The following is a 21,231-nucleotide window of genomic DNA, read 5'->3' as shown; positions in this document are numbered from 1 at the left end:
ATCTATGACAGCAATTCGTTATGAATTTATTAAAACATGTAAACAAACGGGTGCGCGTTTAGGCCGCGTTCATACACCGCATGGCTCATTTGATACACCAACATTTATGCCAGTTGGTACACTTGCGACAGTAAAAACAATGTCACCAGAAGAGTTAAAGGCGATGGATTCTGGTATTATTTTAAGTAATACGTATCATTTATGGCTTCGTCCAGGTCACGAAATTGTTCGTGAGGCAGGCGGATTACATAAATTTATGAACTGGGATCGTGCCATCTTAACAGATTCTGGTGGTTTCCAAGTGTTTAGTTTAAGTGACTTCCGTCGTATTGAAGAAGAGGGCGTTCACTTCCGTAATCACTTAAATGGAGACAAATTATTCTTATCACCAGAAAAAGCGATGGAAATTCAAAATGCATTAGGTTCAGATATTATGATGGCATTTGATGAGTGCCCGCCGTTCCCTGCTACGTTTGAATATATGAAAAAGTCTGTAGAGCGTACAAGCCGCTGGGCGGAGCGCTGTTTAAAAGCTCATGAGCGTCCACAAGATCAAGGTTTATTTGGGATTGTACAGGGCGGAGAGTTTGAAGAACTTCGTCGCCAGAGCGCGAAAGATCTTGTTTCAATGGATTTCCCAGGGTATGCAGTAGGTGGGTTATCAGTTGGAGAACCAAAAGATATTATGAATCGTGTTCTTGAATTTACAACACCGCTTCTACCAGACAATAAACCACGTTATTTAATGGGAGTAGGTTCTCCTGACTCATTAATTGATGGTGCAATCCGTGGTATCGACATGTTTGACTGTGTACTTCCAACTCGTATTGCTCGAAATGGTACATGTATGACAAGTGAGGGGCGTCTCGTTGTGAAAAACGCGAAGTTTGCAAGAGACTTCGGTCCACTTGATCCAAATTGTGATTGTTACACGTGTAAAAACTACTCTCGTGCGTACATTCGTCACTTAATGAAATGTGATGAAACTTTCGGAATTCGTTTAACGTCTTATCACAATCTTCATTTTCTGTTAAACTTAATGGAGCAGGTGAGACAAGCCATTCGTGAAGATCGTCTTGGTGATTTCCGTGAAGAGTTCTTTGAACAGTATGGCTTTAATAAACCGAATGCTAAAAACTTCTAATACATATAATTAAAGGAGGAACAAAAAATGAATCCAGGTATGATGAATATTATCATGATCGTTGCGATGTTTGCGATTTTCTATTTCTTATTAATTCGCCCGCAACAAAAGCGTCAAAAGGCAGTAGCTCAAATGCAAAGTGAATTGAGAAAAGGTGATGCTATCGTAACAATCGGTGGCTTACATGGTACAATTGAGTCAGTAGATGACACTAAGATTGTTGTTAAATCTGGTGGTTCACATTTAACATTTGATCGCAATGCAATTCGTGAAGTTGTGAAAAATTAACAAGTAGAAGCCCTGCATTTGCAGGGCTTTTTTTAATTGGTACGTTTCGTCATGTTAACGCCAAATATGCCCCCAAGTGTACTTGCCCCCATTAGTCCAAGTTGATAGAGAAGTTGTGAATTGGATAAAGCGTGAGAAAAACCTAAGTAGTTAACAAGAAAAACAAGAATCGTAAAGGTAAGTCCGGTTGTGAATCCGACGAACCAGCCTTTTCCTTGCGCTTTTTTTCCAGCGATAAATCCGGATATAAGCATAGAAAGAAGAGCGAGTATGAAAAGGGCTATAGCTAATGTACCTTCATTGATATTTGTGAATTTTAATAAAAGAGCAATCACCATACTTGTAATAGAGGCGAGTAGTAATAAAGTGATAATACCAAAGCCAATTGCTATAGATAATTTTTTCGTTCCATCCATTATGCATTCCCCCCTTTTAATACAAGCATATTTCCATTTTAGATAAGTTAGACTAGTTTCTTTTTTGCTGGTTAAACTACGTCATAGAAGAAAAGTACAGAAAGGGGATTAAAGATGGAGCTATGGGGAATTGCTTTTCGAACAGTTCTATTGTATTTCGTTATGGTACTTATTTTTCGTGTTATGGGAAAACGTGAAATTGGTGAACTGAGTATTTTGGATTTGGTTGTTTTCATTATGTTAGGTGAACTTGCTGTATTAGGAATTATAGATGTTGATCGTCCTGTATGGGATCAAATTATTCCTATGGTAGTAATTGTGATTATTCAAATGGTGTTAGCGTACGCTTCTCTGAAAAGTGGAAAGATCCGTCATTTAATAGATGGCGAACCAGCTATTATTGTTCGGAGAGGTAAAATTGATGAAAAACAAATGAGAAAGCAACGTTATAATATAGATGATTTATTAATGCAATTAAGAGAAGAAGGTATTGGTGATATTCGTGACGTCGAATATGCTATTTTGGAAGCTTCAGGGAAATTATCTGTATTTCATAAACAAAAGAGTAAAAATAATAAGAATGATACACCTATTTTTTCATTTCCACTGATTATTGATGGGGAGATACAACAATCACATTTGCATATGATTGAACAGTCAGAAGGGTGGCTTGTGGGGAAATTAAAAAAGATAGGATACAAAGATATAACAGGAATTTCGTATTGTAGCTTTCAAAATGGGGAATTTTTTGTGGATTTAAAAGATAAATAAGAAGCTTGCCGTTTTAAAATGGCAAGCTTTTAATCTGCATGGTTATTTCAAAAATAATAGTTTTCGGAGTAATGGAAGACGCTGTAGCTCATGTTTACGAATGAGTTTGAAAATGAGAAGAAACAGTGTATAAAGTATAGTGGTTAACGTAATCTCCCATAATGTTTGTATAGCAAGTGAATGTGAAAAAATAATATATTTATGAAGATAGAATCCAAAAGCTCCTGCAATGATTATCGTGATGCCTCCATATATATAATCCTTTATGTAAATAGTGAAGGTGATTTTTTTCAGGACTGTTGCGTAGTGAAGGAATGTCACGGTCACAATGTTAGCAGCAATCGCAAGTGCTACCCCCATCATTTGAAATTCAGGACGTGAAGCGAGTAAGAAAATAACGAGTAACTTTACAATAGCTCCAATAAATGTATTCATCATCGCGGCACGTGCTAAATTTAAAGCTTGTAAAACAGATGTAAGGGGACTTTGAAAGTAGTGAAATAAAAAACAAGGCGCAAGTAATTGAATGAATGCAGTTGCACTATCTGAACCGTACATGAGAGTTAAAACAGGTGAAGCAAATACATAAAGAATAACGACTGACCAGCCTCCTGTAATGAGAGAAATACGAAGTGCCTGTTGCAGACGATGTTCTACTAATCGATATTGTTTTTTTGCCATTGCTTCACTAATAGAGGGTACGAGTGCCGTAGAAAGAGCGTATGTAATAAAAGCAGGCAGTGATAAAAGTGGAAACGCATAGCCATTTAATATACCGTATTGCTGCGTGGCGACTGAAGCTGCTACACCAGCAATGGCTAGGCTTTGCATAACGACAATTGGTTCGAAAAAATAAGAGACCGATCCAATTAAGCGACTCCCTGTAGTTGGAAGTGCAATTTCCATAAGCGAATGAAATGTATTTTTACTTTGCTTGACTGTACTAACAAAACCAGAACGTATTGAAAGGTGCTTTTCACGCTGGAATAAAGTGAGTAAAAATAATAAAGAGGCTACCTCACCAAGAACAGCTGATAACATTGCGCCTGCCGCAGCGTATTCAACACCATAAGGTAAAAACAATCGAATACATACGGCGATAATAGTAATCCGGACTACTTGTTCTAACACTTGTGCATATGCACTAGGTTTCATATTTTGTTTTCCTTGGAAATAACCGCGCAAAACAGATGAAACTGCAATGACAGGAACGACAGGTAAAATGGCCATCAGCGGATAGTAGGTTCTTTTATCCGTTAATAAAGTTTCAGCTAAAATAGGAGTTAGAAGCATGATTGCGATTGTTAAGATAATACTAATAACGGATGTAACGGCTAAAGATACTGTTAATATATTCTTTACTTTTTGTTTATCGTTTACTGCTTCCGCCTCTGCAACGAATTTTGCAATAGCAACAGGAAGTCCGATTTGTGTTAATGTAATTGCTAAAATAAAAGTGGGGACAGCCATCATATAAAGACCGACGCCTTCTTCTCCTAAAATACGTGCCATTACAATTCGGTTTATGAACCCGAGAATTTTTGTAATAAAACCAGCTAGCATTAAAATAAATGCACCTCGTAAAAAGCTTTGTCTCGTCATGGTTTTCTCCTACCTTCTCAAAATCAATGGAATGATTTACAATAATTTATATGCACGTGTGAGACAAGAATGACAAGCATTTAAGAGGAATCGCTTATGGAGTAAAACTTTTATGGGAAAGAGCAGGGCGATGAAACTCTTAAAGGCAGTTATTGCTGTCCATTAGAGCGGGATGAAAAACGACTTTTCGTGCTGAACTAAAAAGGAGATGTGATAGTATGATTGAAAAGGAAGATTTGGTAGAAGCTTACCGCGGACAGTTGCAAGTCGTTTTAGAAAGCAAATTAGAAGAATTTCAAATGATTGGCTATGACAGGGTGACGACTGAGGATATTTGGAAATGTTTAAAAAGTAAAAAGTGGAAAAAGCTAGATAGTGAAGTTAGATTGTATGAACTTGTGAATGATGTGCTAACATTAACAGCAAATGAGTATATGACATATTTAACGGTAGAAGCGTATCAAGCGCCACTTTGGTCATTTGAAGAATATGAAAATAAATAACCGGCTGTAATTGGTTTGTTCTTCCTTTTGCAGTATAATGATAGGTATTGATAAAGAGGAATGTATATGTCAGAGATTTTAAGTAAAGGAGGTAGGAAGCAGAAGTTATAATAATTTGTATCAGATATAGGTTGCGGCCCAGCGTCTAAGACGTAGAATTTGGGTTTTCCCTATATGGCTAGTAGCGTACTAGTAAAAAGTTAAAAACTCACAGAAAGGAAGCCTACTAACTAGACAAACGAATAAGCATAATGGAATGCCTGTGGATAAACAGAAATGATTAATACAGGAATTTGTCTAGCGTAAATGAATGATATGATTTATTTATGGGTTTAGTAGCAGAAAGAAGGTACATATGGCAAAGCGCAGTACGAGAATCGTCGCCTTTTTTCTCATCGTTTTATTAATCGGTGGAATTATTGGTGCGACGGGAAAAAACATAACAAAAGGAATTAGTCTTGGACTGGACCTTCGTGGTGGTTTTGAAATTTTATACGAAGTAAAGCCAGCGAAAAAGGGTGATAAAATTGATCGAGACGCACTTGTAAGTACAGTAGGTGCTCTTGAGAATCGTGTGAATGTTCTTGGTGTAAGTGAACCAAACATTCAAATTGAAGGGGAAGATCGAATTCGTGTACAGCTTGCTGGCGTACAAGATCAGCAGAAAGCACGTGAAATTTTATCTACGCAAGCGAAATTAACATTCCGTGATGTGAATGACAACCTTCTCATGGACGGAACGGATTTAAAAGGCGGGGGAGCGAAGCAAACATTTGATGAACAAGGCCGGCCAAGTGTTGGGCTTACATTGAAGAGTGCTGATAAATTCCGCGAAGTAACTGAAAAAATATCAAAAATGCCACCGCCAACGAACTTAATGGTGATTTGGCTTGATTTTGAAGAAGGTAAAGATTCTTATAAAGCAGAAGCAGCAAAACCAAATCCGAAATATTTATCAGCAGCAACAGTAAGCCAAGTGTTTAATCAAGCTGAAGTTTCTATCGTAGGTGGAAACTTTACGGTTGAAAGTGCAAAACAGCTTTCAGATTTATTAAATGCGGGTGCACTTCCTGTTGATCTAAAAGAAATGTATTCAACATCTGTCGGAGCAAAATTTGGTGAGCAAGCATTACAGCAAACGATTTTCGCTAGTGTGATCGGGATTGCTATTATTTTCTTGTTCATGCTTGTTTTCTACCGTTTACCAGGTTTAGTAGCGGTCATTATGTTAGGATTATATATTTTCATTACATTGCTTGTCTTTAACTGGATGCATGCAGTCCTGACTCTGCCAGGTATAGCGGCGCTAGTGCTCGGGGTTGGTATAGCGGTTGACGCGAATATTATTACGTATGAGCGACTGAAGGAAGAATTGCGAATTGGTAAATCGATGATGTCAGCATATCGTGCTGGTAACCATCGTTCGTTAGCGACAATTTTAGATGCCAACGTTACGACAATTGCAGCAGCTGGTGTATTATTCGTTTACGGTAATAGTTCTGTAAAAGGATTTGCGACAAGTTTAATTGTGAGTATTTTAGTTGGTTTCATTACGAACGTATTCGGTACTCGTTTCCTACTAGGATTATTGGTGAAAAGCCGTTATTTCGATAAGAAAATATCTTATTTTGGTGTGAAACAGAAAGAAATTATTCCATTGTCAAAAGGAGTAGAACATGCACCAACGAGATTTGATCGTATTAACTTTGTAAATATCGGTCATAAATTCTTCTTGTTCTCAATTGTAGTTGTTATTGCAGGTGCAATTATACTACCAATTTTCAAAATGAATCTTGGAATTGACTTTGCGAGTGGTACACGTATGGACTTGCAGTCAAAACAAGCGATTAGTGTAGATCAAGTTCAAAAAGATTTACATGAGTTAAAAATTGATGTGAAAAAAGAGGACATTGTACCAACAGGGGATGACAATAAAGGATTTGCTGTTCGTACAATTGGTGTTTTATCGAAAGATGAAATTGCAAAGGCAAAAACATTCTTCCACGATAAATACGGTACAGAACCAAATGTAAGTACAGTTTCTCCAACAATCGGGAAAGAGATTGCACGAAATGCATTTATCGCAGTTATGATTGCTTCGGCGGTTATCATCTTATACGTGAGTATTCGTTTCCGCTTCACATACGCATTATCTGCGGTAATCGCATTGTTGCATGATGCGTTTGTTATGATTGTGATGTTCAGTATCTTACAATTGGAAGTAGATTTAACGTTTATCGCAGCGGTATTAACAATCATTGGTTATTCAATCAATGACTCGATTGTTACATTTGATAGAAACCGTGAGCTATATAAACAGAAAAAACGAATTCGTGATAGAAAAGACTTAGAAGAAATTGTGAACTCCAGTATTCGTCAAACAATTGGTCGTTCTATTAATACAGTTCTAACAGTGTTGTTCCCAGTTATTGCATTGCTTATTTTCGGTAGTGAATCACTGCGAAACTTCTCACTTGCATTAATGATTGGACTAGTTGTAGGTACGTATTCTTCTATCTTTGTTGCTTCGCAAATTTGGCTAATGCTTGAAAATCGCCGATTAAAAAAGGGTAAAGGTAAGAAGAAAGTAGAAACAGGAGTATCTGAACCACAAGTGTAAAAACTAAAATCAACATAGAAAAGACGATGCCTCTTCACTTTGGGGGCATCTCTTTTTCGTTTGCGGATACAATAAAGTGACACTTCCTTAGCGTTTTTTGCTAAAGGGTAGCAGAGTCGATCGTGGAGAAATTGGAAGGAAGTGATATCTCTGCTATTATTTTTTGTTACAATAAAAAGGTATTTTGAGAAAAGAAAGGATTTCGATTATGGAAAAAGATGAACGTTTTAAACAGGCGGAGTTTGGTGCCATTGTTGGAATCGTTGGTAATATTGTATTAGCGATTGTTAAAGCAGTAATCGGATATATTGGGAACAGTAAGGCACTTTTAGCGGATGCGGTTCATTCAGCATCGGATGTAGTTGGTTCGTTAGCTGTATTTTTCGGCTTGCGTGCAGCCAAACAACCGCCTGATGAAGATCATCCTTATGGCCACGGAAAAGCGGAATCGATTTCAGCTATCATTGTTGCAGTTTTATTATTTATTGTCGGAATCGAAATTGCCGTTTCTTCTATAAAGGCTTTTACACAAGAACTTGAACCGCCAAAAGGAATTACGATTTTTGCGGTTATTCTTTCCATTGTGGTGAAAGAAGGGATGTTTCGGTATAAGTATCGATTAGGGAAACGGGTAAACAGTGATGCAATTATCGCAAATGCATATGAGCACCGTTCAGATGTATTTTCTTCAATTGCAGCCTTAATCGGGATTGGTGCAGCGATTATCGGAAATAAATTAGGTTTAGATTGGCTCGTTTACGCCGATCCTGTTGCAGGATTATTTGTTTCACTTCTTGTTGTGAAGATGGCCTGGGATATTGGCAAAGATGCAATCCATACAACGTTAGATCATGTTCTTCATGAAGAAGATGTTATTCCACTAAGGGAGTCAGTTCTTCAAGTAGAAGGTGTTAAAAAAATTGGTTCGTTATACGCAAGAGAGCACGGTCATTATGTGATTGTGGATATTAAAGTGTCTGTAGATCCATATATCACAGTGGAAGAGGGACATCGCATCGGAAAACATGTAAAAGAGGTATTAATGAAACAAGATAATGTACAAAATGTTTTTGTACATATAAATCCGTATTCACCGGATTAAATTTATTTTGCTTCCATAAGGAAGTAGATATTTATTTGATTATAGAGATATTCAATCGTAGTTTGCGTGATATTGTCACCCCTTAATCTGTCTTGTATAATAGACAGGTTAAGGGGTGATTTCGTGTTACAACCGAAGACGCGTTGGAAAGAAAAGTCATTTAATGAAGAGCAGATAAGTGAGTTGGCAAGTAAATTGCAATTATCACCGCTTGTTACTTCGTTATTCCTCGGTAGAGGCTTAGATACAGAAGATAAGATTGTGGATTTTTTAAATACAGCAGGGCAAGAATTTCACGATCCGTTTTTACTTGAAGGAATGGATCGTACGGTAGAACGTGTAAAGCAAGCCATTCAAAATGGAGAACAAATTTTAATTTTTGGTGACTACGATGCCGATGGTGTAAGTAGTACGACAGTATTATACCTTGCACTTCAAGAACTAGGTGCGGATGTTGAGTTCTATATCCCGAACCGATTTACGGAAGGGTATGGACCGAATGAAGAGGCATTTCGCTGGGCACACAGTGCGGGATTTTCTCTTATCATTACTGTTGATACAGGTATCGCAGCAGTTCATGAAGCTAAGATAGCAAAAGAGCTTGGTATGGATCTTATTATTACAGATCATCATGAGCCACCACCAGAACTTCCAGAAGCGCTTGCGATTATTCATCCGAAGCTAGAGGGCGGCGTCTATCCGTTTCATTATTTAGCGGGCGTTGGTGTTGCGTTTAAAGTAGCGCATGCATTACTTGGACGTGTACCGGAGCATTTGTTAGAAATTGCAGTGATTGGTACGGTAGCCGATTTAGTGTCACTTCATGGTGAAAATAGATTACTTGTGCAGCGTGGACTAAAACAAATGAGAATGACCAAAAATATTGGTTTGAAAGCATTGTTTAAAGTAGCAAATGTTTCACAAAGCGAGATCACGGAAGAAAGCATCGGCTTCTCAATTGCACCGCGTATTAATGCAATTGGTCGTTTAGAAGATGCGGCACCGGCTGTTCATCTTCTTTTATCAGAGGATCCAGAAGAAGCAAAAGAGCTTGCTGAAGAAATCGATGAAATGAATAAGCTTCGAAAAGATATTGTAAAACAAATTACAGAAGAGGCGATTGCAGAGGTAGAAAACAACTATCCTCCAGCGGACAATAAAGTATTAGTCATTGCGAAAGAAGGATGGAATCCAGGTGTGATAGGGATTGTTGCTTCTAAATTAGTAGAGCGTTTCTATCGTCCAACAATCGTGTTATGTATTGATCCTGAGAAGCAAACAGCAAAAGGATCTGCTCGTAGTATTGCAGGATTTGATTTGTTTGCGAACTTATCAGATTGTAGAGAATTGTTACCTCACTTTGGTGGGCATCCAATGGCGGCAGGAATGACGCTTCATATGAATGATGTGGATGAACTGCGCCGTCGTTTAAATGAACAAGCAGATGCAATCTTAAAGCCTGAAGATTTTATTCCGATTACAACAGTTGATGCGATTTGCAAAGTAGAGGATGTAACGCTTTCGGCAATTGAAGAAATGCAAAAACTAGCGCCATTTGGTGTTGGAAATCCGAAGCCGCGTATTGCAGTTAGAGATGCGGAATTAGAAAGTATTCGTGCAATTGGATCTGATGGGTCTCATTTAAAAATGGCACTTCGCGGAGGACAGGCGACGTTAGATACGATTGGATTTGGATTTGGAGCTTATGCGAAAGAAATTTCTCCAATCGCTCACGTTTCTATTGTTGGTGAGGCATCAATTAATGAATGGAATAATTTCAAAAAACCACAACTCATGATTCAAGATATTGCGGTAGATGCATGGCAGTTGTTTGATTGGCGCAGCATGCGTAATGTGGAATCGAACTTATCAGAGATTCCGAAAGAACAAGTAACAATGGTATATTTTTCTGAAGAGGTATTAAATAAATTTTCTTTAGAAGAATATAAAGAACAACTTATGCATGCTTCAGAAGTCACTGAGCTAGATGGTCGCTATGTTATTTTGATGGATTTACCAAAGTCAACAGACGAATTACGCGGTTTGTTTAAGGCGGGATTTCCAGCGCGAATTTATACACTGTTTTATCAGGAGAATAATCATTTATTTAGTACAGTTCCAACAAGGGAACACTTTAAATGGTACTATTCCTTTTTACACCAAAAGGCACCATTTTCTTTAAGACAATATGGGGAACAGTTATGTCGTCATAAAGGTTGGTCAAAAGATACAGTAAATTTCATGACACAGGTGTTTTTTGAGTTAGAATTTGTTACAATAAAAGACGGTGTCATTTTTATGGCAGAAGGAATGAAAAAGCGTGATTTAATTGAATCGAACACATATCGTGAGAAAATGAACCACCTTCAATTAGAGAAAGAGTTGGTTTATAGCACATATCAGCAACTATATACATGGTTTGACACGATTCGTAATCATAAAGAAGTAGCACAGTTAGGGTAAGGGCCTTGTATTTACAGACCTTTTATATCTGAGGAGGATTCAGAAATATGGATTTCAAGCAACATATCGCAATTGTACCGGATTATCCGAAAGAAGGTATCGTTTTTAAAGATATCACACCTTTAATGAACGATGGAAAAGCATACAAAGCAGCAACAGATGAAATCGTTGCTTATGCAAAAGAAAGAAATATCGACCTTGTAGTAGGACCAGAAGCACGTGGCTTTATTATCGGTTGCCCAGTTTCTTACGCGTTAGAAGTAGGGTTTGCACCAGTTCGTAAATTAGGGAAATTACCTCGTGAAGTAATTACAGTTGACTACGGTAAAGAGTATGGAAAAGATGTTTTAACAATCCATAAAGATGCAATTAAACCAGGTCAACGCGTATTAATTACAGATGATCTATTAGCTACAGGTGGAACAATTGAAGCGACAATTAAGTTAGTTGAAGAGCTTGGTGGAATTGTAGCAGGGATTGCATTCTTAGTAGAGCTTACTTACTTGGATGGCCGCAAAATGTTAGATGGTTATGATGTATTAGTGTTAGAAAAATACTAATTATTATATAGGTAAAACTACGGTGATAGAAAAAAGTACCCGTGAATCTCTTGGAGAGGAGCGGGTACTTTTGTATAATTGTACAAAAAAGTATGGTGAAATATCAGTAAAATCTTTTCCTTTTCACAATTCACAATCATTAGGTTATAATGATAGAATAAAATTTATTCTAATGAGTAAGGGAAAAGTCAATTTTCAATAAAAGGTGATTCGATGGCAAATGAGCAAGTACTAACAGCTGAACAGGTACTCGAGAAAGCAAGTCAATATTTAGCGGACGATGATATTGAGCTGGTGGCACGTGCCTATGAATATGCACGTGATGCACATAGCGAACAATATAGAAAATCGGGCGAACCATATATTATTCACCCGATTCAAGTTGCAGGTATTTTAGTTGATTTACACATGGATCCATCTACAGTGTCGGCAGGTTTTTTGCATGATGTAGTAGAAGATACCGAGGTTACACTAGAAGATATTGAACGGGAATTTAATAAAGAAATTGCCATGCTTGTTGATGGTGTTACAAAGCTTGGGAAAATTAAATACAAATCTCATGAACAACAGCAAGCAGAGAACCATCGCAAAATGTTTATTGCAATGGCCCAAGACATTCGTGTGATTTTAATCAAATTAGCTGATCGTCTTCATAACATGCGTACGCTTAAGCATTTGCCTCAAGAAAAACAGCGTCGTATTGCAAATGAAACGTTAGAAATTTTTGCACCTTTAGCTCATAGACTCGGAATTAATACAATTAAATGGGAGCTAGAGGATACATCGCTTCGCTATTTGAATCCGCAACAATACTATCGCATTGTAAACTTAATGAAGCGGAAACGTGCAGAGCGTGAAGAATATTTAGATGAAGTCATGACGGGTATTCGTGACAAACTGAAAGAAGTAGCGATTCAACCTGATATTTCAGGACGGCCAAAACATATTTATAGTATTTATCGTAAAATGGCTCTTCAAAATAAACAATTTAATGAAATTTATGATTTGCTAGCTGTGCGCGTTGTTGTAAATAGTATTAAAGATTGCTATGCGGTATTAGGAATTATTCATACGTGCTGGAAGCCGATGCCAGGTCGTTTTAAAGATTATATTGCAATGCCGAAAGCAAACCTATACCAATCACTTCATACAACTGTGATTGGGCCGAAAGGTGATCCGCTTGAAGTGCAAATTCGTACGAAAGAAATGCATGAAATTGCGGAATACGGGATTGCTGCGCATTGGGCTTATAAAGAAGGAAAAGCAGCAGAAACAACAGGTACACTAGAGAAAAAATTAACATGGTTCCGTCAAATACTAGAGTGGCAAAATGAAGCTTCTAATGCGGAAGAATTTATGGAGTCATTAAAAATTGATTTATTCTCTGATATGGTATTCGTCTTTACACCAAAAGGAGACGTCATGGAATTACCACTAGGTTCTGTTCCAATTGACTTTGCGTACCGTGTCCATTCAGAAATAGGGAATAAAACGATTGGTGCAAAAGTAAATGGGAAAATGGTAACACTCGATTATAAATTAAAAACAGGTGATATCATTGAAATTTTAACGTCTAAACATTCTTATGGACCTAGTCAGGACTGGGTAAAGCTTGCTCAAACATCTCATGCGAAAAATAAAATCCGCCAATTTTTCAAAAAACAGCGCCGAGATGAGAATATCGAAAAAGGTCGCGAACTTGTTGAAAAAGAGGTGCGAAGCTTAGAGTACGAGATGAAAGAAGTGTTAGCACCTGACAACTTAAAACGTGTAGCTGAGAAATACAACTTTGCGAATGAAGAGGATATGTTTGCAGCGGTTGGATATAACGGAATAACAGCTTCGCAAATTGTAACGCGTTTAATGGACAAGTTCCGTAAACAGCGTGACGAAGAACAAGATGTTGTGGAAGTGAAAGAAGTTCGTAAACCGATGAAAATTCGTAAATGGGATTCGGGTGTAAAAGTAAGTGGTGCTGATAATTTATTGATCCGCTTATCAAAATGCTGTAACCCAGTTCCAGGTGACGATATTATCGGATATATTACAAAAGGTCGTGGTGTATCGATTCACCGTCGTGATTGCGTCAATGTGCATACAGAAGAGGCAAAGGAACGTTTACTAGAAGTAGAGTGGGAAGGTAGTCCAGAAAAAGAAATTGAGTATAACGTTGATATTGAAATTTCTGGCTATGATCGCCGTGGCTTGCTAAATGAAGTTCTGCAAGCTGTTACAGAAACGAAAACATATATTTCAGCTGTTTCAGGTAGAAGCGACCGCAATAAAATGGCAACGATCAATATGTCTATTTCCATTCGTAATTTACATCATTTGAAAAAGGTAGTAGAGCGTATTAAGAGAGTTCCAGAAATTTATGCAGTACGCCGCATGATGCATTAATAGGGAGTGTATAAATTATGAGAGTTGTCTTACAGCGATCAAAGGAAGCGTCTGTTACAATAGATGGTGAGATTGTAGGACAAATTCCGTTCGGTTTAACATTGCTAGTTGGAATCACGCATGAAGATACAGAACAAGATGCAACGTATATCGCTGAAAAAGTTGCAAATTTACGTATTTTTGAAGATGAGAATGGGAAGATGAATCATTCTGTACTAGACATGGATGGACAGGTTCTTTCTATTTCACAATTTACATTGTACGGGGATTGCCGTAAAGGAAGACGTCCAAACTTTATGAGTGCTGCGAAACCAGATTACGCAGAGCGCTTGTACGATTTCTTTAATGAAGAACTTCGTAAACAAGGATTGCACATAGAAACGGGAAGGTTCGGAGCAATGATGGATGTTTCTTTAATAAACGATGGTCCGGTGACCTTAATTTTGGAAAGTAAATAATAATGAAAAGAGGGGATGCGCTATCCTCTCTTTTTTATTTTTTAAAAGGGGTTTTTATAAAAAAAGAGATATATGGAAGCGGTAGTCGGTTCTCTTTCGTATTTGTGTATAACCGACTCATCAATATGGAACAATAGAAGTAAAAACATCCATGTTGATTGGGAGGGATACACGTATGCGTATGAATGAAAAAGGTCATTCTGTTACAAATGGTGCAAACCAATTATTTAACGTGAATTTTCATGAGTTTATTGCAAGAGAACAAAATAATACTTCTATGGAGCTTGCATCTGAATTTGGTATTTCATTGCAAGATGTAAAGCGTTTAAAGAAGCAGATTGAACGCTCCTAGGGCACTTGACAATCGTCCGGAACAAACGTATAGTAATTTTATATTTACATATGAAGAGAACCGATGATAGAGAAGAGTAGATTGGATACACATGAAAAGAGAAGAAATGTCCTAGGCTGAAAACATTTCTACATGATGACTGATTGAATGACACTCTGTAGGTTTCAACTTGAACGGCTTATAGGCTTAGTAGAGATTGAACGCAAATTTAAGCGTTATTAAAAAAGTGGAAGCATACGTGCTTCAATTAGGGTGGCACCACGGGTATAATACTCTCGTCCCTACTGGATAATCAGTAGAGGCGGGAGTTTTTTATTTTTAATAAGATTAAAACAATTTGAGGAGGAACTGAATATGTCTATTCAAATCCCACGCGGAACGCAAGATATTCTTCCAGGTAGTGTTGAGTTATGGCAGTATATCGAAGGGCAAGCACGCGAAATTTGCCGTCGTTACAACTATAAAGAAATTCGTACACCAATTTTTGAGCACACAGAATTATTTTTACGCGGTGTTGGTGATACAACAGATATCGTACAAAAAGAAATGTACTCATTCCAAGATCGTGGAGAGCGTAGCTTAACACTTCGTCCAGAAGGAACAGCACCTGTTGTACGTTCTTACGTTGAAAATAAAATGTACGGTGATGCGACGCAACCTACGAAATTATATTACATCGGTCAAATGTTCCGTTATGAAAGACCACAAGCAGGCCGCTATCGTCAATTCGTACAATTCGGTATCGAAGCAATCGGTAGTAACGATCCTGCAATCGATGCAGAAGTAATCGCACTTGCTGTAGAGTTTTACCGCGGTATGGGCTTAAAAAACATTAAAGTTGTTTTAAATAGTTTAGGTGATTCAGCAAGTCGTCAAGCGCACCGTGAGGCGTTAATTGCTCACTTCGAACCTCGCATTGGCGAGTTCTGTTCTGATTGCCAATCTCGTTTAGAGAAAAACCCACTTCGCATTTTAGACTGTAAGAAGGATCGTGATCATGAATTAATGGACGCGGCGCCATCTATTACAGAATACTTAAATGAAGAATCAACAGCGTACTATGAAAAAGTACAAGAACTATTAACAATGATGGGTGTTCCGTTTGAAAAAGATCCGAACCTAGTGCGTGGTTTAGATTACTATCAGCACACTGTTTTTGAAATTATGAGTGAAGCAGACGGGTTTGGCTCAATTACAACATTAAGTGGTGGCGGTCGTTATAACGGTCTTGTACAAGAAATCGGTGGTCCAGAAATGCCTGGTATCGGTTTTGCGATGAGTATTGAGCGTTTAATTATGGCATTAAAAGCTGAAAACATTGAGCTTCCAATTGAACAGAACATTGATTGCTATGTTGTAGCACTTGGGGACAAAGCGAAAGATCATGCTGCAAAAGTTGCGTTTGATCTTCGCAGGGCTGGGTTATCAGTTGAAAAGGATTATTTAGATCGTAAAATGAAAGCACAATTTAAATCAGCAGATCGTTTGAATGCGAAATTTGTAGCTGTATTAGGGGAAGATGAGCTTGATAAAGGCATCATTAACTTAAAGAACATGGCAACAGGTGAGCAAGAAGAAGTTGCATTAGATGTATTCGCTTCATACGTGGCAGAGAAATTAATATAGGGGGAACTCATAGTGGCTGAAAGAACACATGCATGTGGAAAAGTAACAGTAGAAGCAGTTGGACAAACCGTTCAATTAAAAGGTTGGGTACAGAAGCGTCGTGACTTAGGTGGATTAATTTTCATCGACTTACGTGACCGTACAGGTATTGTGCAAGTTGTATTTAACCCGGAAACATCTAAAGAAGCACTAGAGGTAGCAGAAACAATTCGTAGCGAATACGTGCTTCACGTAGAAGGAACAGTTGTTGAGCGCGCACAAGGTGCAATTAATGACAATATGGCAACTGGACGTATTGAAGTACAAGCTACAAAAGTAAATGTACTAAATGCAGCAAAAACAACGCCAATTATTATTACAGATGATACAGATGCATCAGAAGATGTTCGTTTAAAATATCGCTATTTAGATTTGCGTCGTCCTGTTATGTATAACACATTTAAAATGCGTCATGATGTAACAAAAACAATTCGTAACTTCTTAGATTCAGAAGAATTCTTAGAAGTCGAAACACCAATCTTAACAAAGAGTACACCAGAAGGTGCACGTGACTATTTAGTACCAAGCCGTGTGCATGATGGTGAGTTTTATGCATTACCTCAATCTCCGCAGCTATTTAAACAGCTTCTTATGGTCGGTGGATTTGAGCGTTATTATCAAGTAGCACGTTGTTTCCGTGATGAAGATTTACGTGCGGACCGTCAACCAGAATTCACACAAATCGACATCGAGGCATCATTCCTAACACAAGAAGAAATTCTAGAAATGATGGAACGCATGATGACGAAAGTGATGAAGGATGCAAAAGGTGTAGAAATTAACGCGCCATTCCCTCGTATGACATATGTGGATGCAATGGCTCGATACGGTTCTGATAAGCCAGATACACGCTTTGCAATGGAGCTTACTGACCTATCTGAGTTTGCAGCAGGATGTGGATTCAAAGTATTCACAAGCGCTGTAGAAAGCGGAGGACAAGTAAAAGCAATTAATGCAAAAGGTGCAGCGAGTAAATATTCTCGTAAAGATATCGATGCATTAACTGAATTTGTAAAAGTATACGGTGCAAAAGGTTTAGCTTGGTTAAAAGTTGAAGAAGATGGCTTAAAAGGACCAATCGCGAAATTCTTCGGTGAAGAAGATGCAAGTGTGTTAATGAATACATTAGAAGCAGCTGCAGGCGACTTATTATTATTCGTTGCAGATAAGAAGAGCGTTGTTGCAGATAGCTTAGGCGCACTTCGTTTACGCTTAGGGAAAGAACTTGAGTTAATCGACGAAAACAAATTTAATTTCCTATGGGTAACTGATTGGCCACTTCTTGAGTATGATGAAGATGCTGATCGCTACTTCGCGGCACACCATCCATTCACAATGCCATTCCGTGAAGATGTAGAGTTACTAGAAACAGCACCAGAAAAAGCGCGTGCACAAGCATATGACCTTGTATTAAACGGTTATGAGCTTGGCGGTGGGTCACTTCGTATTTATGAGCGTGATGTACAAGAAAAAATGTTCAAAGCACTTGGATTCTCTCAAGAAGAAGCGCAAGAGCAATTTGGATTCTTATTAGAAGCGTTCGAATATGGTACACCACCACATGGTGGAATCGCATTAGGTTTAGACCGTCTTGTTATGTTACTTGCAGGCCGTACAAACCTTCGTGATACAATTGCATTCCCAAAAACAGCAAGCGCAAGTTGCTTGTTAACAGATGCGCCAAGCCCAGTTGCAGAAGCGCAGCTTGAAGAACTTAGCTTACAGTTAAACGTAAAAGAAGAGAAGTAAGAACAGAAACTAGATGGGGTATACTAACCGCATCTAGTTTTTTTTAGGGATTCTGTGTATTTTTCTTGTTAGAAAGGTATTTTTAGTAGTTGTGTAACTTTTTCTATACAAATAGTCGGAAAAACGCTAGAATACATGGTAGACCATTTTTGTAATAGGAGTGTAGAACGCATGTTACATCAATTTTCACGTAATGAATTAGCCTTCGGAAAAGAAGGCCTTGAAATATTAAAAAATAGTACAGTTGGTATTTTAGGAATTGGCGGCGTAGGCTCATTTGCAGCAGAAGCATTAGCACGTTCTGGCGTAGGACGCCTTGTATTAGTTGATAAAGACGTTGTTGATATTACAAATGTAAACCGTCAAATTCATGCATTAGTTTCTACTGTAGGACGTTCAAAAGTAGAGCTAATGAAAGAGCGTATTGCTGATATTAATCCAGATTGTGAAGTTATTGCATTAGAAATGTTCTATACAGAAGAAACGTATGAAGATTTCTTTAAGCACGGTTTAGATTTCGTAGTGGATGCATCAGACACAATTACGTTCAAAATTCATTTAATTAAACAATGCTTACGACGTAAGATTAAAATGATTTCGAGTATGGGTGCAGCAAACAAAATGGATCCAACTCGTTTCCGTATTGCGGATATTTCAAAAACACATACAGACCCAATTGCGAAAGTAATTCGTACGAAGCTTCGTAAAGAAGGGATTAAAAAGGGTGTAAAAGTTGTATTCTCTGACGAAAACCCAATTGTAATTCGCGAAGAGGTGCGTAAAGAAATCGTTCCAGATGAAAATGCAAAAATTCGTAAAGCGAAATTACCACCTTCCTCAAATGCATTCGTACCATCTGTGGCAGGCTTAATTATGGCGAGCCATGTTGTGCGTGAACGTTTAAAGAATGTAGAAGTGAAACGTGTGGGACAAGAATAATTAGGGAAAAGCGTATATTCCACTGGGAGTATGCGCTTTTTAATTTTTATATAAAAAAACTCCCCACCTTTTCATGTTAGGTGGGAAGTTCTTTAATTTTCCGCTGAATATATAATATCTAAATTCCCGTTCTGATCTGTTTTAAAAATAGGAGCAATTTGATCCTCTTGTTCATTTACTAGCACAAGTTTTCGAGCACGGTCCATAATTCTAACAAGCATTGCATAATCTTCTTCGATTGCTTGTTGTTTTTTCGTTAAAGCTGCTAGTTTGACTTCTAGTTCATCGTTTGTTTTTTGTAAGGAGACAAGCTTTGTATGCAAGTCTTCATTTTCATTTTGTATCTTTTCTAAGTGAGGATGATTGTGTCCTAAGTTTTGTAAGAATGAGATTACATCTTGCATTGTAAGAGAATGTTTATTAGAAACAGGTTCTTCGGAAAATTCAACATCAATTACGACTTTCTTTTTTTGTTTTGGTTGTAATAGTTGTTCTTTTTCTACATTTGCTTCAGAACGCTTTAACTCTTTTCTCTGCTTCTTAGCGAGCTGTACGGCGTCCTCATAATTTTGTCTGACTTCAGCATTCCAACGAAAGCCACAAGCGGCAGAAGTGCGGTTTAATTTGTCACCGACTTCATCGAACGCTTTTAGTTGTGTACTTCCTATGCGAATATGTCGTAAAACGGTTTCTGCTAAAAGGAGATCATCTTCTCCTGTCCATGCATCTTGGCGTGTTTTCATAAGCGAAACCTCCATTATGATGTCGTTTTCGCTTAGATTACCCTTTTGGTTTGCTTTTATGCGAACTTTGCAATCTTTCATATACGCTTGAAAGTGCTTGTTCAAATTTTCCAGTCGTTTTCGGTTTATAATATTGCTTATTTTTAATTTTGTCGGGTAAGTATTGTTGCTGTACCCATCCATTCGGATAATCGTGCGGATATAAGTATCCAATGCCTCTACCTAATGATTCAGCACCCTTATAGTGACTATCTTTTAAATGACTTGGTACATCGCCTGTTTGTCCATTTCGTAAGTCGTGAAGCGCAGCATCAAGCGCCTTGTATGCTGAATTTGATTTTGGAGAAAGGCAAAGTTCGATAACTGCATTGGCAAGTGGAATGCGAGCCTCTGGAAATCCGACGCGTTCTGCAGCTTCAATGGCAGCGAGCGTCCGTGGTCCAGCTTGTGGACTAGCAAGTCCAATATCTTCATATGCCATAATAAGAAGACGTCTCCCGATACTTTGTAGATCTCCAGCTTCAATAAGGCGCGCTAAATAATGAAGTGCAGCGTTCACGTCACTTCCGCGCACTGACTTTTGAAACGCTGATAAGACATCATAATGAGCATCTCCGCCTTTATCATGAACGAAGCTTTTCTTTTGTAAGCATTCTTCTGCAATCTCCAGTGTGATTTCTACCGCTTGATTATCTGTTGTAAAACTAGATAAAACAGCGAGCTCAAGGGCGTTATAAGCAGAGCGCATATCTCCACCTGATGCATTTGCAAAGTGACGAAAGGCCTCATCTGTAACAGTTACATGATATTCACCTAAACCTTTTTCTTTATTTTCAAGCGCTCGTTTTAGACCAATTAAAATATCATCTTCTGTTAGTGCGTGTAGTTCAAAGATTTGACAACGGCTACGGATAGCGGAGTTAATTGCATGGAATGGGTTGCTTGTTGTTGCACCAATCAATGTAAGAAGCCCGCTTTCTAAATGTGGTAAGAGAAAGTCTTGTTTTACTTTATCTAAGCGGTGGACCTCATCTAAAATTAAAACAAGGTGGCGGTGCATCTTTGCTTCTTGCACGACAACTTCCATATCTTTTTTATTGTGAGTCACTGCATTCAATAGGCGGAACGGCGTCCCTGTACTGCCAGCGATTGCGCTAGCAATTGATGTTTTTCCTGTGCCGGGTGGACCATACAAAATCATCGATTGAAAATGGTTTGCCTGCACCATTCGCCATAAAATTTTCCCTTCACCAACTAAATGCTGCTGTCCGATTATTTCTGTAATGTTTACCGGGCGCATTCGATGTGCGAGTGGTTGTTTCATCATGACCGTCTCCCTTAATGTATAATCTTATTCTATGGTATCATCTTTTTCGTGAAAAACTGAAATGTGATGCAATTTTATATAAGGAGTCTTGATTAATATTTTTAATTTTCTCTTTATTGTAATAATTTC

18 protein-coding genes and 1 other annotated feature are annotated in these 21,231 nt (G+C 38.0%); of the genes, 14 read left to right on the top strand and 4 right to left on the bottom strand.

Annotated features, from left to right (window positions below):
* Window positions 1–4 precede the first annotated feature (4 nt).
* Together tgt and yajC are read left to right on the top strand one after the other, a co-directional pair.
* The gene (gene tgt, locus M014_RS0121310) at window positions 5–1,144 is read left to right on the top strand and encodes a tRNA guanosine(34) transglycosylase Tgt (RefSeq protein WP_000125372.1); all 1,140 of its coding nucleotides are present in this window, start codon (window positions 5–7) and stop codon (window positions 1,142–1,144) included.
* A 27-nt stretch (window positions 1,145–1,171) separates the two neighbouring features.
* Window positions 1,172–1,432 (top strand): preprotein translocase subunit YajC, encoded by a 261-nt coding sequence (gene yajC, locus M014_RS0121305; RefSeq protein WP_026593489.1) that lies wholly within the window; start codon window positions 1,172–1,174, stop codon window positions 1,430–1,432.
* A 32-nt stretch (window positions 1,433–1,464) separates the two neighbouring features.
* On the opposite strand, the gene M014_RS0121300 is transcribed toward yajC, so the two are convergent.
* Window positions 1,465–1,848, bottom strand: coding sequence for a TIGR04086 family membrane protein (locus M014_RS0121300; protein WP_026593488.1), 384 nt, complete (start codon window positions 1,846–1,848; stop codon window positions 1,465–1,467).
* 114 nt (window positions 1,849–1,962) lie between these two features.
* Here M014_RS0121300 and M014_RS0121295 point away from each other — a divergent pair, with 114 nt between their 5' ends.
* The gene (locus M014_RS0121295) at window positions 1,963–2,619 is read left to right on the top strand and encodes a DUF421 domain-containing protein (RefSeq protein WP_026593487.1); all 657 of its coding nucleotides are present in this window, start codon (window positions 1,963–1,965) and stop codon (window positions 2,617–2,619) included.
* A gap of 42 nt (window positions 2,620–2,661) precedes the next feature.
* Here M014_RS0121295 and spoVB read toward each other — a convergent pair whose 3' ends face one another.
* The gene (spoVB, locus tag M014_RS0121290) at window positions 2,662–4,221 is read right to left on the bottom strand and encodes a stage V sporulation protein B (RefSeq protein ID WP_026593486.1); all 1,560 of its coding nucleotides are present in this window, start codon (window positions 4,219–4,221) and stop codon (window positions 2,662–2,664) included.
* Window positions 4,222–4,439: 218 nt separating this feature from the next.
* Between spoVB and M014_RS0121285 the strand changes: the two genes are divergently transcribed.
* From M014_RS0121285 to M014_RS0121235, 11 genes are all read left to right on the top strand, one after another.
* Complete coding sequence (locus tag M014_RS0121285) at window positions 4,440–4,724, top strand: post-transcriptional regulator (RefSeq protein WP_026593485.1); 285 nt, start codon at window positions 4,440–4,442, stop codon at window positions 4,722–4,724.
* Between the two features lie 355 nt (window positions 4,725–5,079).
* A complete protein-coding gene (gene secDF / locus M014_RS0121280; RefSeq protein ID WP_026593484.1) occupies window positions 5,080–7,344 on the top strand; it encodes a protein translocase subunit SecDF in 2,265 nt (754 codons plus the stop codon).
* A gap of 208 nt (window positions 7,345–7,552) precedes the next feature.
* Complete coding sequence (locus tag M014_RS0121275; RefSeq protein WP_026593483.1) at window positions 7,553–8,446, top strand: cation diffusion facilitator family transporter; 894 nt, start codon at window positions 7,553–7,555, stop codon at window positions 8,444–8,446.
* Window positions 8,447–8,569: 123 nt separating this feature from the next.
* Window positions 8,570–10,909 (top strand): single-stranded-DNA-specific exonuclease RecJ, encoded by a 2,340-nt coding sequence (gene recJ, locus M014_RS0121270; RefSeq protein ID WP_026593482.1) that lies wholly within the window; start codon window positions 8,570–8,572, stop codon window positions 10,907–10,909.
* 47 nt (window positions 10,910–10,956) lie between these two features.
* Entirely contained in the window at window positions 10,957–11,469 is a 513-nt protein-coding gene (locus M014_RS0121265) for an adenine phosphoribosyltransferase (protein ID WP_026593481.1), read from the top strand.
* Window positions 11,470–11,682: 213 nt separating this feature from the next.
* Window positions 11,683–13,869, top strand: a complete 2,187-nt coding sequence (relA, locus tag M014_RS0121260; protein ID WP_026593480.1) for a GTP diphosphokinase — start codon at window positions 11,683–11,685, stop codon at window positions 13,867–13,869.
* A gap of 17 nt (window positions 13,870–13,886) precedes the next feature.
* On the top strand, window positions 13,887–14,327 hold the full coding sequence (gene dtd, locus M014_RS0121255; RefSeq protein ID WP_026593479.1) for a D-aminoacyl-tRNA deacylase: 441 nt from the start codon (window positions 13,887–13,889) through the stop codon (window positions 14,325–14,327).
* Between the two features lie 175 nt (window positions 14,328–14,502).
* On the top strand, window positions 14,503–14,679 hold the full coding sequence (locus M014_RS29775) for a hypothetical protein (protein ID WP_003200475.1): 177 nt from the start codon (window positions 14,503–14,505) through the stop codon (window positions 14,677–14,679).
* 54 nt (window positions 14,680–14,733) lie between these two features.
* Window positions 14,734–14,965, top strand: a binding site (T-box leader).
* A gap of 68 nt (window positions 14,966–15,033) precedes the next feature.
* Window positions 15,034–16,305, top strand: coding sequence for a histidine--tRNA ligase (gene hisS / locus M014_RS0121245; protein ID WP_026593478.1), 1,272 nt, complete (start codon window positions 15,034–15,036; stop codon window positions 16,303–16,305).
* 12 nt (window positions 16,306–16,317) lie between these two features.
* Window positions 16,318–18,093, top strand: coding sequence for an aspartate--tRNA ligase (gene aspS / locus M014_RS0121240; RefSeq protein ID WP_026593477.1), 1,776 nt, complete (start codon window positions 16,318–16,320; stop codon window positions 18,091–18,093).
* Between the two features lie 171 nt (window positions 18,094–18,264).
* On the top strand, window positions 18,265–19,032 hold the full coding sequence (locus tag M014_RS0121235) for a tRNA threonylcarbamoyladenosine dehydratase (protein WP_026593476.1): 768 nt from the start codon (window positions 18,265–18,267) through the stop codon (window positions 19,030–19,032).
* Window positions 19,033–19,124: 92 nt separating this feature from the next.
* Here M014_RS0121235 and M014_RS0121230 read toward each other — a convergent pair whose 3' ends face one another.
* Window positions 19,125–19,775: an RsfA family transcriptional regulator gene (locus tag M014_RS0121230; protein ID WP_026593475.1), complete on the bottom strand. Its 651-nt coding sequence runs from the start codon at window positions 19,773–19,775 to the stop codon at window positions 19,125–19,127.
* A 37-nt stretch (window positions 19,776–19,812) separates the two neighbouring features.
* Complete coding sequence (locus M014_RS0121225; RefSeq protein ID WP_026593474.1) at window positions 19,813–21,099, bottom strand: replication-associated recombination protein A; 1,287 nt, start codon at window positions 21,097–21,099, stop codon at window positions 19,813–19,815.
* Window positions 21,100–21,231 lie beyond the last annotated feature (132 nt).

The sequence above is a fragment of the Bacillus sp. UNC437CL72CviS29 genome (assembly GCF_000482345.1).
In the GTDB taxonomy this organism is placed as follows: domain Bacteria; phylum Bacillota; class Bacilli; order Bacillales; family Bacillaceae_G; genus Bacillus_A; species Bacillus_A arachidis.
Note: the sequence above shows the minus strand (reverse complement) of the source record. Positions and strands in the feature narration are given on the sequence as shown.